A 12583-nucleotide genomic window follows, 5' to 3' on the forward strand; every position below is an offset into this window, starting at 1 on the left:
TGACGGAAGCCGGACGTGAGGAGAGAACGACATGCCCGCCAGCGGAACGGTGACCCGCAGCACCCTGCGACAGCAGGTCGCGGACGCGCTGCGTGACGAAATCCTCGCCGGGCGCCTGCATCCGGGTCAGGAGTTCACCGTCAAACAGATCGCCGAGCAGTACGGGGTGTCCGCCACCCCCGTGCGCGAGGCGCTGGTCGACCTGGCGGCGCAGGAGCTGCTCGATTCCGACCATCATCGCGGCTTCCGGGTCCACGAGTTCTCGCTCGACGACTACCGGGGCATGGTCGAGGCCCGCGCGATGGTCGTCGACGGGATCTTCCACAAGACCGGTCTGAACGGAACGGACCCGGCGCACGACACCGCCCTGGCCTCCGTCCGCCGCCGCGCCGAGGAGTCCGCACGGGCCGCCCGGCTCGGCGACCTGGCCGTACTCATCGGCTACGACCTGCGGTTCTGGCGCGAGCTCGGCGTACTGGGCGGCAACCGCTATGTCGCCGACTTCCTGCACCGACTGCGTGTGCAGTGCTGGGTGTTCGCCGTCCCGCACCTGCGCGGGCGCGACGATCTCAAGGACTGGCTGTGGGACGGCCACGAGGAACTCGTGGACGCCGTGGCGCGGGGCGACGCGGACGCGGCGCAGGCGGTCCTCACGGCCTACCACGCGCACAGCCGGACCTGGGCGGACCGACTCGAAGGCGGGCACTGATGGTCGCGGTCGACGACCGGACGCTGACGGCCACCGTCGATCTGACGGTCGTCATCCCGGCATACGACGAGGAGAACCGGCTCTGCCCCACTCTGGACGCGGTCCGCGGCCATCTGGAGGGCAGGCCCGGCAGCTGGGAGCTGATCGTCGTCGACGACGGATCCGCGGACCGTACCGTCGAGATCGCCATAAGAGCCGCGGCCGAGGATCCCCGGATCAGGGTGATCACCAACGAGACCAACCGCGGCAAGGGCTACGCCCTGCGGTGCGGAGTGCTCGCCTCGCGCGGCGACCGGGTACTGATCACCGACGCCGATCTCGCCACCCCCGTCGAGGAGTTGGAGCGGCTCGCGGCAGAGCTGGACGAGAGCGGGATCGACGCCGCGATCGGGTCGCGCGCGCACCCGGGGGCTATGATCGAAGTGCACCAGGGGAAGGTCCGCGAGTGGTGCGGCAGGATGGCGAACCGGCTGATCCGGGCCGTGGCCGTGCCCGGTATCAGGGACACCCAGTGCGGATTCAAGCTGTTCGACGGTGACAAGGCCCGGGCCGCCTTCGGCGATGCCCGGCTCGACGGGTGGGGGATCGACGTAGAGGTGCTGCGGTTCTTCCGCCGCTCCGGCTGGCAGGTGGCCGAGGTTCCGGTGCGCTGGGCGCACCAGGAGGGCTCCAAGGTCCGTCCGGCCGACTACGGCAAGGTGTTGGTCGAGCTGGTACAGCTGCGCGCCCGGACGGTGCGCCGCGTGGACGTGGTCGTCTGTGCGCTCTTCCTGCTCGCGTCCGAGCTCCTCTACAAGGGACTGTGGGCGGACCTCGGCCGCCGCTATCTCGCCGACTCCGGGTCGGACCAGACTCAGTGGGAGTGGTTCTTCGCGGTCACCGCGCACAACGTCTCCCATCTGCACAATCCGTTCTTCACGACCCTTCAGAACTTTCCCGACGGCGTGAATCTGATGGCCAATACGGCCATGCTGGGCCTGTCCGTGCCGCTCACCCCGGTCACTCTGGCCTTCGGACCCACCGTCACCTGGGCGCTGGTGCTCACCTTCGGGCTCACCGCGACGGGCATCGCCTGGTACTGGCTGTTCGTGCGGTGGGCGGTGGGCAACCGCTGGGCGGCCGCGGTCGGCGCGGCGCTCGCCACCTTCGCGCCGCCGATGATCTCGCACGGCAACGCCCACCCCAACTTCGTGGTGCTCTTCATGATCCCCGTGATCATCGACCGGGTGCTGCGGCTGTGCACGGGCCGTCGGCCCGTGCGGGACGGGGTCCTGCTGGGGCTGTTCACGACGTACCAGATCTTCATCGGCGAGGAGGCGCTGCTGCTCGCCGCTGTGGGGATCCTGCTCTTCGTGGTGTCGTACGCCCTCGCGAACCGTGAGGCCGCCCGGACCGCGGCGATGCCACTGCTCAAGGGCGTGGGGGTGGCGCTCGCGGTCTGCCTGCCGCTGGTCGCCTTCCCGCTGTACTGGCAGTTCTTCGGGCCGCAGAGCTACAAGAGCGTGCTGCACGGCGACAACGCGGGCAACAGCCCACTCTCCTTCCTGGCGTTCGCGCAGCGTTCCCTGTTCGGCAGCGAGAAGATCGCGGACGGGCTCGCCATGAACCGTACGGAGCAGAACGCCTTCTACGGCTGGCCGCTGGTCGTACTCGCCTTCGCGATCACCGTCCGCCTGTGGCGGCGCCCCCTGGTCAAGGCGCTGGCGTTCACCACGGTGGCCGCCGCACTGCTTTCCATGGGCCCGAAGATCCGTATCCCCCTCACCGACATCGTGCTGCCGGGGCCGTGGCGGATGCTCGCTCACCAGCCGCTGTTCGAGTCGGTGGTCGAGGGCCGGGTGGGCATGATCTGCGCGCCGGCGCTCGGGGCGCTGGTGGCTATGGCGATCACCGGGCTGGCGGCCACCCCGGTGCCTGCGAACAGGGTTCTGGGGCTGGCCGCGGTCGCCGTCGCTCTGCTGCCGATCGTGCCGACGCCCTTCCCGACGCGCGACCGGGAACCCGTGCCGCCTTTCATCTCCGACGGGCTGTGGCGCTCGTACGTCGGCAAGGGCGAGTCGGTGGTGCCGGTGCCGGTGCCCGACCCGGCCTACACGTCGGCGCTGCACTGGCAGTCGGCGACCGGGCTCGGCTTCTCCGTGCCCGGCGGCTACTTCAACGGGCCGTGGGGCCCGGAGCGCATCGGCATCTACGGACCCCCGCCCCGCCACACATCCAGCCTGCTGCGGGACATCGGCTACGGCCAGCCGGCCCCGCCCATCGGCTCCGAGTGGCGCGCTCAGGCCCGCGCGGACCTCGCGTACTGGCACGCGGGCGTCGTGGTGCTGGCCCCCCAGGCCAACGACCAGGCGCTGTACGAGACCGTGAAGCAACTCCTGGGGCGGGACGGCGAGTGGGTGGGCGGCGCCTGGATCTGGGACCTGCCGTCCCCGTCCTGACCCGGTGTCTGTGCGGAGCGTGTGCGGCGCATTACGCTGTCCCGACCAACGCGCGACCCAGTGGAGCCTCTCTTGGCCTGTGACCTGTGGCTGGTCCCCCTCGTCGATGTGCTGTGCCACAGCCCCGACAATCCGTTCGCGGAGGAGATAGCGGCGTACGACAAGGCACTCGGCGAGGCCGGGCTGCCGTCCGTCCCCGTCTTCACCTACATGCCCGGCCTGTCCGGCGACGTCGCGCCCGTCGCCGGCTTCGACTACGACGCCCTGCACTTCCTGCGCCGTGCGTACCTGCTCCAGATCTGCGGACTGGCGGTGACGCCGGTCGACGCGCTCGGCGGCGACTACGAACAGCTCCTCGAGATGTTCGAGGCGACCGCCCAGCAGTCCCACCTGGTCTGGCACTACGACCACGCGGGGGCATACGTGCCGGTGGACTTCCCGGCCCCGCTGTCCAACGACGAGCTCCTCGCCGGCGGCGGCCCCCTCGGCTCCGCCCAGGGGCTGCTGCGCGAGCTGCAGTCCGTCGCCCCGTCGATCGGTATCGACCCGGCCAACCCCCCGGCCGCCCCGGCCCCGCCCCAGCGGGCCACCACCCTCGAGGAACCGGCGGGCCCCATCCCCTACGACGAAAGCCCCTTCGCCCGCGAACGCCATGTCTGGCTGGGCCTCCACGCGGCGGCGACCCGCAGCCTGGCCCAAGGCTCCATGATCATCTTCAGCTGACCGAAGTCCACCGGTCCGTACCCGCCGCCGGAGACGTCAGCGCGGCGTCTCCGGCGGCCGCTGCCGGGGCATGTTCGGGCGGGCCATCGGCGGCAGCGGGAAACGGGGCACCACCGACCCGTTCACCCCGTCCGCGCGGGACCCGGGCGCGGCCGCCGCCTGCATCACCAGCGGCGCCGGACCGGACCGGAACGCCACCATCCAGTCCGCGGTCTCGGAGCGCACCAGCTCCGTCACGTCCTCCGAGAAACGCCTCAGGACGGTCAGGCAGCGTTCCGCCGCCTCGCTCGCCGTGCCCTCGGTCGGGCCCAGTACCTCCCGCACGCTCTCCGACGCCCAGTCGAACTGCAGCGTCTGCAGACGCCGCTGCACCGCCTGCGCCGTCGCCATGTCCCGCATCCACCCGGCGGTCAGCCCGAACCACCGGTCACAGGCCGCGCACGCCGCACCCAGCAGCAGCGACAGATACCCCCAGCCCGCCGCCCCCGGGAGGCCGCCGGTGAGGTCCAGCAGCGGCAGCGCGGCACCGGCGACGACCCCCGCCGCCGTACCGGCCCGGAGTGCCTGCGCTCCGCGGCGCTTCCACGCGCGGTCCGCGAGGTACCAGCCCGCCGTGCGCAGGGCGTCGGACTCGACCCGGCGGTAGAGCTCGTCGAGGCGTTCGGCCGGCTCACCCCAGTCGCCGAGCGGGAACGGCCGCCCGGTCAGATCGCACGGCCGTGACCCGCCGCCCTCCTCCATCTCCGGCTGGCTCACCCGGCCGCTCCCTCCGCGCTGCTTTTCTCCCACGCCTTTCCTACCGCCGAATGGTGGGCCGCGGGGCCGGTATCCCGGGAATTCCGCTCGTAAGAAGGCCTTGATCAGGTATAGGCGCTTACCGCCTCTCACCCGAAAGAGTCGCTGCGGGCGGCATGGGGCGCGGTGTCCGGCGACCACGTAGGCTCGGGACTGCCGGTAGAAGCCGTGAGAAGAGACGGAGCGAATCGTGATCCCTGGTGGCGGCCAGCCCAATATGCAGCAGCTCCTCCAGCAGGCCCAGAAGATGCAGCAGGATCTGGCGCGGGCCCAGGAGGAACTGGCACAGGCCGAGGTGGACGGCCAGGCGGGAGGTGGTCTGGTGAAGGCCACCGTGACCGGCTCCGGTGAGCTGCGGGCCCTGGTGATCGACCCGAAGGCGGTCGACCCGGAGGACACGGAGACCCTCGCCGACCTGATCGTCGCCGCGGTGCAGGCGGCCAACGAGAACGCGAAGACGCTCCAGGAGCAGAAGCTGGGCCCGCTCGCCCAGGGCCTGGGCGGCATGCCGGGACTGCCCTTCTAAGGCTTTTGCCGGGGAACTACCGTACCTATCACAGTCAGACGAGAGAGGCGCTCCGGTGTACGAAGGCGTGGTCCAGGACCTCATCGACGAATTGGGCAGGCTGCCCGGCGTCGGTCCCAAGAGCGCGCAGCGGATCGCCTTCCACGTCCTGCAGGCCGAGCCCGCCGACGTCCGCCGGCTCGCGCACGCGCTGCTCGAGGTGAAGGACAAGGTCCGCTTCTGCTCGGTCTGCGGCAACGTCGCGCAGCAGGAGCAGTGCGCGATCTGCCGGGACGCGCGTCGCGACCTGGCGGTCATCTGCGTCGTCGAGGAGCCGAAGGACGTCGTGGCGATCGAGCGCACCCGCGAGTTCCGGGGCCGGTACCACGTGCTCGGCGGCGCGATCAGCCCGATCGAGGGCGTCGGCCCCGACGACCTGAGGATCCGCGAGCTCCTCGCCCGCCTCGCCGACGGCACGGTGACGGAACTGATCCTGGCGACGGACCCCAACCTGGAGGGCGAGGCCACGGCCACGTACCTGGCGCGCATGGTCAAGCCGATGGGCCTGAAGGTCACCCGGCTGGCCAGCGGCCTCCCGGTGGGCGGAGACCTGGAGTACGCCGACGAGGTCACGCTGGGGCGTGCCTTCGAGGGAAGGCGGTTGCTCGATGTCTGACCGCCTGGCCCACCACGCCGGCCGGACGGAGTCCGGCACAGCGCTCCACAGTGACACGAGCCGCTCCGCGGCGTGGCGGCGGAGCGGTGCGAGGGGCGCGGAAAGACGGGTCGCCGACGAGGTCACGCTGGGGCGTGCCTTCGAAGGGAGGCGGTTGCTCGATGTCTGACCGTCTGGCCCACCACGCCGGCCGGACGGAGTCCGGCACAGCGCTCCACAGTGACACGAGCCGCTCCGCGGCGTGGCGGCGGAGCGGTGCGAGGGGCGCGGAAAGACGGGTCGCCGACGAGGTCACGCTGGGGCGTGCCTTCGAGGGAAGGCGGCTCCTGGATGTATGACGAGGAAACATCCGCGGCAACACACGCGGCAACACGAGCCTGCCGGCCGAAGGCCGCTGAGGGAGGCCTGCACGATGTCTGACGCCATGCTCCACTCCGCCTTGCGCGATCCGGGCGACTTCTCGGTCCAGATCGCCGACCAGGTCGAGTCCTTCATCGTCGCCGTCACCGAGGTGGCCAAGGGCGACGAGCCGGACAGCGCCATTCCGTTCCTGCTGCTGGAGGTCTCGCAGCTGCTGCTGGCCGGCGGCCGCCTCGGAGCCCACGAGGACTTCGTCCCGGACGAGCGCTACGAGCCGGACCTCGGCCCGGAGCCGGACGTCGACGACCTGCGTGAGCGGCTGGCCGCGATCCTCGACCCGGTGGACGTCTACTCCGAGGTCTTCGATCCGTACGAGCCGCGCAAGGCCCCGGTCGCCTGCCGGATCTCCGACGACCTCGCGGATGTCGTCACCGACCTGCGCCACGGACTCGCCCACTACAGGGCGGGCCGCACCGCCGAGGCCCTGTGGTGGTGGCAGTTCTCCTACTTCTCCAACTGGGGCTCCACCGCGTCGGCCACCCTGCGGGCCCTTCAGTCCCTCGTCGCCCATGTCCGCCTCGACCAGCCCCTGGCGGAGCTCGACGGCCTCGACACGGACTCCCCGACGGACGACGACGACCTCGCAGAGGAGGCGGGCAAAGTCATGGCGGAGGAGCTCGGGGCACCGCTGGGTCTGCGCCCTGCCCAGTGATCACCCCGAACGATTACGACATGAACGCCGCATCTCACGATGCGATATGAATCGGGCGATTCCGGTTGCCTCGTTAGACTGAACCGACCGCAGTACTGCGGGGGCGCCGGAATTGTTCCGGGTCGCCCCCCGGAAAGACACGGACTGAGCGAGGAGCGCACGTGGGCCTTGTCGTGCAGAAGTACGGAGGCTCCTCCGTAGCCGATGCCGAAGGCATCAAGCGCGTCGCCAAGCGAATCGTCGATGCCAAGAAGGCCGGCCACCAGGTGGTCGTCGTGGTATCCGCGATGGGCGACACGACGGACGAGCTGATCGATCTCGCCGAGCAGGTTTCCCCGATTCCTGCCGGGCGGGAGTTCGACATGCTGCTGACCGCCGGGGAGCGGATCTCCATGGCCCTGCTGGCGATGGCGATCAAAAACCTGGGTCACAAGGCCCAGTCGTTCACCGGCAGCCAGGCGGGCGTCATCACCGACTCGGTCCACAACAAAGCGCGCATCATCGATGTCACGCCGGGCCGCATCCGCACCGCTCTCGACGAGGGCAACATCGCGATCGTCGCCGGCTTCCAGGGTGTGTCCCAGGACAAGAAGGACATCACCACCCTCGGACGCGGCGGCTCCGACACCACCGCTGTCGCACTGGCGGCCGCGCTGGACGCCGAGGTCTGCGAGATCTACACGGATGTGGACGGCGTGTTCACCGCCGACCCGCGGGTCGTGAAGAAGGCCCGCAAGATCGACTGGATCAACTTCGAGGACATGCTGGAGCTCGCCAGCTCCGGCTCCAAGGTGCTGCTGCACCGGTGCGTCGAGTACGCACGCCGTTACAACATCCCGATCCATGTCCGGTCCTCGTTCTCGGGGCTCCAGGGCACATGGGTCAGCAACGAACCGCAAGGGGACCAGAAGGTGGAGCAGGCCATCATCTCCGGTGTCGCCCACGACACCTCCGAGGCGAAGATCACCGTCGTCGGGGTGCCGGACAAGCCGGGCGAGGCCGCCGTGATCTTCCGTTTGATCGCTGACGCAGAGATCAACATCGACATGGTGGTGCAGAACGTCTCTGCCGCCTCCACCGGTCTGACCGACATCTCCTTCACTCTCCCCAAGGCCGAGGGCCACAAGGCCACCGAGGCGCTGGAGAAGGCGAAGGCCGCCATCGGCTTCGAGTCGCTGCGTTACGACGACCAGATCGCGAAGATCTCCCTGGTCGGCGCCGGCATGAAGACCAACCCGGGTGTCACCGCGGCCTTCTTCGAGGCGCTCTCCGACGCGGGCGTGAACATCGAGCTGATCTCGACCTCCGAGATCCGGATCTCGGTCGTGACCCGCGCCGACGACGTCAACGAAGCCGTGTGCGCCGTGCACACCGCCTTCGGCCTGGACAGCGACAGCGACGAGGCGGTCGTCTACGGAGGCACCGGGCGATGACCCGCAGACCGACGCTCGCGGTCGTGGGGGCGACCGGAGCAGTCGGTGAGGTGATGCTCCAGATCCTGTCGCAGCACGCTGACGTCTGGGGCGACATCCGTCTGGTCTCGTCCCCGCGCTCGGCCGGCCGCAAGCTGGCCGTGCGCGGGGAGGAGACCGAAGTGGCGGCCCTCACCGAGGAGGTCTTCGAGGGCGTCGACATCGCGATGTTCGACGTGCCGGACGAGGTCTCCGCGCAGTGGGCGCCGATCGCCGCCGCCAAGGGCGCGGTGGTGGTGGACAGTTCGGCCGCGTTCCGGATGGACCCGGACGTGCCGCTGGTCGTTCCCGAGATCAACCCCCATGCCGTGCGGCTCCGCCCGCGCGGCATCGTGGCGAGCCCGAACTGCACCACGCTCGCGATGATCGTCGCGGCGGGTGCGCTGCACGCCGAGTTCGGGCTGAGCGAGCTGGTCGTCTCCTCGTACCAGGCCGCGAGCGGCGTGGGCCGCGCCGGGGCCGAGACGCTGCGCGCCCAGCTCTCGCTCGTCGCCGGTACGGAACTGGGGGCCGCCCCCGGGGACGTGCGCCGCGTGCTGGGGGAGGACACCGGGCCGTTCCCGGCGCCGCTGGCCCTCAACGTGGTGCCGTGGGTGGGGACGTACGGGCAGGACGGCTGGTCCTCGGAGGAGCTGAAGATCCGCGACGAGACGCGGAAGATCCTGGACCTGCCGCAGCTGCGGGTGTCCGCGACCTGCGTCCGTGTCCCCGTGCTGAACACCCATTCGCTCGCCGTGCACGCCCGTTTCGAGCATGAGGTCACCGTCCCGCGGGCCCACGAGATCCTGGCGACCGCCCCGGGCGTGGTGCTTTTCGACGATCCGGCGGCCGGGAACTTTCCGACGCCGGCCGATGTCGTGGGCACCGACCCGGTCTGGGTGGGACGGGTACGGCGCTCGCTCGACGACCCACAAGGGCTGGAATTCTTCGTATCCGGGGACAATTTGCGCAAGGGTGCCGCCCTGAACACCGCGCAGATCGCCGAGTTGGTCGCGGCGGAATTCATGCCGCTGTGAATTCATGGCGGTCCGGCCGCAGACCTTTGTAGGATCTGTGGACGCTCCGTGAGCAACCCCTGGTCCGGATCACCTGATCAGGGCTGTTGTCGTGTTGCACGACTCGCTGACCGTGATTCCGCAACCGGCGGCGGGCCGGGGAGCGTCTCTTCGGTTACTCCATTCAAGGTGCCGCTGAAAATGGGGCATTGGGTGAGAACGGGTACGCATGACGACTTTCGGTGCGCTGTCAAAAACGGTGTGTTACGCGTACAACCCTGACGGGGGGAAGCGTGTCCAACTGGCGTGGCAGAGGTACTCGACATCGCAGCGGCCCCGGCGTGCGGAGCGCAAGTGCTCCCGTTCCGGCGGTCCCGCACTCCCGGCAGCATGCCGGTGATCGCCCCCATGCCCGCAGCACGTCCCACCCGCATCCCGTCTCCACGCGACGGCGCTGACGCCGCCATGGCCGCGGGCACCACCGTCGACCATCTCACCGAGACCTACCGCGCCCACTACCGGTCGCTCCTCGGCCTCGCCGCGCTGCTGCTCGACGACACCGCCTCCTGCGAGGACGTCGTCCAGGAGGCGTTCATCCGGGTGCACTCGGCGCGCAAACGTGTCCGCGACCCCGAGAAGACCCTCGCCTATCTGCGTCAGACCGTCGTCAATCTCTCCCGCTCCGCGCTGCGTCGCCGCATCCTCGGCCTGAAGCTGCTCTCCAAGCCGATGCCGGACATGGCGAGCGCGGAGGAGGGGGCGTACGACCAGCTGGAGCGCGACGCACTGATCAAGGCGATGCGTGGGCTTCAGCGCCGCCAGCGCGAGGTGCTGGTGCTGCGCTACTTCGCGGACATGACGGAGGCTCAGGTCGCCGAGACGCTGGGTATTTCGCTGGGCTCGGTGAAGGCCTACGGCTCACGCGGCATCAAGGCGCTGCGTGTCGCCATGGAGGCGTCGGCATGAACAAGCGCACGCCCGAGAACGAGCACGAGGACGAGCACGAGCGGTACAGGCCGGACGGGCCGTTGAACGACGACCGGACTGGGAACGACACGGTGAACGACGGGCCTGACAACCACGTGCCGGGCCACGGCCGGGACGACGGAGCGGACGGCGTCGAGGGCAGCCTCGACGGCTGCCTCGACGGTGGCGCGGACGAGATCGATCCGCCGGCCCTGGACGAGCTGTCCCTGCGCAGGCTGATGCAGAGCGCCGTAGAGGACCTGGAGCCCTCCGAGAGCGCCCTCGACCACCTGCGCACCGCGGTCCCCGCCCGGCGCGCCCGGCGCCGTCAGATCGCGATCGGCACGATCGCCGCGGCACTGCTCGTGGGCACCGCGGTGCCCGCCTTCGTCCACGTCGCCAACTCCGGCAGCCTGACCGCCTCCCCCTCCATCGCCGGGCACGGCGAGCGGGCCGAGGACGATCCCGGCGCCAAGTCGTCCGCGCAGGGCGGCAAAGAAGGAGCGGTGGGGCCGTCAGGACCCTCCGCGCAGTCGACGGTGAGCAGCAGTCCCAGCAGGAGCGAGGACCCGGAGACCGGCAAGGAGACCGGTACCACGGGCGGCGGAGGCCAGCCCGATCCCTCGCGCAGCGCCGTCACGGTCCCGGGAGTGTGCGAGGCGGGCCAGCTCGGCCTCACCACGGCCCAGGTGGGCTCACCGGACGCCGAGGGCAAGGTCTACGGCACCTTCCGTGTCGCCAACGTCTCCGGCACGAAGTGCGTGGTCGGCGGCGCCGGCACGGTGTCGGTCCAGGCGAGGGGCGCGGCCGATCCGGCCAGGGTCACCGTCGTGGAGCACACCCAGGGCGACCCCGCCGCCGGGCTGCCCGACACGTCCCAGGAGACCTCAGGGCTCGTCCTGGCACCGGCCGAGGCGTACGAGGTGCGGTTCGCGTGGGTGCCCTCGGACACCTGTCCGACCGTGCCTCCCACGCCCGAACCCTCGCCGACCACGGGCACGTCCTCCGGCGAGACGAGCGGCGAAAGCACCCCCATGACGAACGCTCAGCCCCAGCTCGCCGGCGAGGGCGGCGGACAGCTGCAGGACGGCGGCGTCGAGGTCGGCTACACCCCGGCGGTGGGCGGACCGAGCGCGGGAGCGACGATCAGCAACGCCTGCGCGGGCACGATCTACCGCACGGGCGTGCTCAGGACGTCCTGAGACGCCCTGGCACCGGCGCCGACGGGCGCTACTGGGCAGACGGGGCCGCCAGCCCGAGCTCGACATCCCTGGCGGCCTCGGCCTCCCGCCGCAGCAACCGGAACCACATGAAGACCACGAAGGCCGCGAAGGCGAACCACTCCAGCGTGTAGCCGAGGTTCTGGAACGCCTTGAGGTTCAGCTCGCTGCCCTGCGGCGCGGTCACGGGCACAGCCCGCATCCCCGCGTCGCCCTCGGGCAGCGTCACCCAGGCGTCGTACACCTCGTACGGCACCATGTTCACCAGCGACGCGGCGCTGATGATGCCGAGCTGGCCGTCCGGCAGTCCGCCGGCCGTCTGCGCCCCGACCGCCTCGGCGTTCTCCGAGGCCTGGAGCGCGCCGGTCACCGTGACCTCACCGGACGGCGGAGCGGGCACCTTCGGCTGTCCGCTCCCTCCGGCGGTGCCGGGGAGCCAGCCGCGCACCACGGGCAGGGCCTTGCCGCCGTCGGTGCGCAGCATGGTCAGCACGTAGAACCCGCGCTTGCCGTCCAGCTCCCGGTCGGGCACCAGGAACTGCTCGGCGTACCGCCCGGTGGCCGTGGCCTGCCGTCCCGACGTCTCCTGGTCCACGGGCAGCAGCTCGTCGAGCGGCGCCGCCTTGCGGGTGTCCTGATCTGGCCGCGCCTCGGCGGCCTGGTGCGACTCCACTTGGGCCTCGAACCGGCCGAGCTGCCAGGTCCCCATGAAGAGGCAGAAGGGGATGGCCAGCACGACGAAGAGATTGATCCCCCACCAGCGGGGCGTCAGCAGGAACCGATACACCCCTCCACGGTACGGGCCGCCGCACCCGCGACGGGTCGCGGGGGCCACTCCGCGCCCGGAGTGTGCGACATCCCGTGAGTTCTCCCGAGCACCGCTGTTGGCTGATGCGCCCACACCATATTGACTGCCCAGCCGATCTCGACGTGGTCCGTGAGTCCTATGACCGGGTGGCTGACAACTACGCCCACATGGTGGTGGCGACGGGAGTCGGCGACATCCGTGACG

General features: G+C 70.5%; 12 protein-coding genes. 10 read left to right on the forward strand and 2 right to left on the reverse strand.

From position 1 onward, the window contains the following. The first annotated feature begins 31 nt into the window (after positions 1-31). The 3 genes from ABD858_RS17305 to ABD858_RS17315 all read left to right on the forward strand — a co-directional run bounded on the left by ABD858_RS17305 (position 32) and on the right by ABD858_RS17315 (position 3870). The gene (locus ABD858_RS17305) at positions 32-709 is read left to right on the forward strand and encodes a GntR family transcriptional regulator (protein WP_345038445.1); all 678 of its coding nucleotides are present in this window, start codon (positions 32-34) and stop codon (positions 707-709) included. After that, positions 709-3147: a dolichyl-phosphate beta-glucosyltransferase gene (locus tag ABD858_RS17310; protein WP_345038448.1), complete on the forward strand. Its 2439-nt coding sequence runs from the start codon at positions 709-711 to the stop codon at positions 3145-3147. The genes ABD858_RS17305 and ABD858_RS17310 overlap by 1 nt, the downstream gene beginning before the upstream one ends. 72 nt (positions 3148-3219) lie before the next feature. Further along, positions 3220-3870 (forward strand): hypothetical protein, encoded by a 651-nt coding sequence (locus tag ABD858_RS17315; protein WP_345038450.1) that lies wholly within the window; start codon positions 3220-3222, stop codon positions 3868-3870. 36 nt (positions 3871-3906) lie between these two features. Here the strand turns inward: ABD858_RS17315 and ABD858_RS17320 are convergent, their stop codons facing one another. Next, positions 3907-4611, reverse strand: a complete 705-nt coding sequence (locus ABD858_RS17320; protein WP_345044621.1) for an SLATT domain-containing protein — start codon at positions 4609-4611, stop codon at positions 3907-3909. 244 nt (positions 4612-4855) lie between these two features. On the opposite strand from ABD858_RS17320, the gene ABD858_RS17325 reads away from it, so the two are divergent. The 7 genes from ABD858_RS17325 (at position 4856) to ABD858_RS17355 (ending at position 11553) form a co-directional block, all read left to right on the forward strand. After that, positions 4856-5191, forward strand: coding sequence for a YbaB/EbfC family nucleoid-associated protein (locus ABD858_RS17325; RefSeq protein ID WP_345038452.1), 336 nt, complete (start codon positions 4856-4858; stop codon positions 5189-5191). A gap of 55 nt (positions 5192-5246) precedes the next feature. Further along, complete coding sequence (gene recR / locus ABD858_RS17330; protein WP_345038454.1) at positions 5247-5846, forward strand: recombination mediator RecR; 600 nt, start codon at positions 5247-5249, stop codon at positions 5844-5846. 412 nt (positions 5847-6258) lie between these two features. After that, positions 6259-6918: a DUF5063 domain-containing protein gene (locus ABD858_RS17335; RefSeq protein ID WP_345038456.1), complete on the forward strand. Its 660-nt coding sequence runs from the start codon at positions 6259-6261 to the stop codon at positions 6916-6918. Between the two features lie 161 nt (positions 6919-7079). Then, complete coding sequence (locus ABD858_RS17340; protein ID WP_345038459.1) at positions 7080-8351, forward strand: aspartate kinase; 1272 nt, start codon at positions 7080-7082, stop codon at positions 8349-8351. Then, positions 8348-9406, forward strand: a complete 1059-nt coding sequence (locus tag ABD858_RS17345) for an aspartate-semialdehyde dehydrogenase (protein ID WP_345038462.1) — start codon at positions 8348-8350, stop codon at positions 9404-9406. The genes ABD858_RS17340 and ABD858_RS17345 overlap by 4 nt, the downstream gene beginning before the upstream one ends. A gap of 285 nt (positions 9407-9691) precedes the next feature. Beyond that, positions 9692-10351, forward strand: a complete 660-nt coding sequence (locus ABD858_RS17350; protein ID WP_425586215.1) for a SigE family RNA polymerase sigma factor — start codon at positions 9692-9694, stop codon at positions 10349-10351. Next, entirely contained in the window at positions 10348-11553 is a 1206-nt protein-coding gene (locus ABD858_RS17355) for a hypothetical protein (protein ID WP_345038466.1), read from the forward strand. Before ABD858_RS17350 ends, ABD858_RS17355 begins: the two co-directional genes overlap by 4 nt. Before the next feature lie 28 nt (positions 11554-11581). Here the strand turns inward: ABD858_RS17355 and ABD858_RS17360 are convergent, their stop codons facing one another. Continuing rightward, positions 11582-12358 carry an SURF1 family protein gene (locus ABD858_RS17360; RefSeq protein ID WP_345038468.1) on the reverse strand — a complete coding sequence of 259 codons (777 nt, stop codon included), beginning with the start codon at positions 12356-12358 and terminating at the stop codon, positions 11582-11584. Positions 12359-12583 lie beyond the last annotated feature (225 nt).

This window comes from Streptomyces sannanensis, assembly GCF_039536205.1.
GTDB classification, from domain to species: domain Bacteria; phylum Actinomycetota; class Actinomycetes; order Streptomycetales; family Streptomycetaceae; genus Streptomyces; species Streptomyces sannanensis.

What these genes read in the sequence shown, in the direction of transcription:
- ABD858_RS17305 (WP_345038445.1), top strand. Translation starts at nt 32, where the DNA reads ATGCCCGCCAGCGGAACGGTGACCCGCAGCACCCTGCGACAGCAGGTC.
- ABD858_RS17335 (WP_345038456.1), top strand. Translation starts at nt 6,259, where the DNA reads ATGTCTGACGCCATGCTCCACTCCGCCTTGCGCGATCCGGGCGACTTC.
- ABD858_RS17320 (WP_345044621.1), bottom strand. Translation starts at nt 4,611, where the DNA reads ATGGAGGAGGGCGGCGGGTCACGGCCGTGCGATCTGACCGGGCGGCCG.
- ABD858_RS17345 (WP_345038462.1), top strand. Translation starts at nt 8,348, where the DNA reads ATGACCCGCAGACCGACGCTCGCGGTCGTGGGGGCGACCGGAGCAGTC.
- ABD858_RS17355 (WP_345038466.1), top strand. Translation starts at nt 10,348, where the DNA reads ATGAACAAGCGCACGCCCGAGAACGAGCACGAGGACGAGCACGAGCGG.
- ABD858_RS17310 (WP_345038448.1), top strand. Translation starts at nt 709, where the DNA reads ATGGTCGCGGTCGACGACCGGACGCTGACGGCCACCGTCGATCTGACG.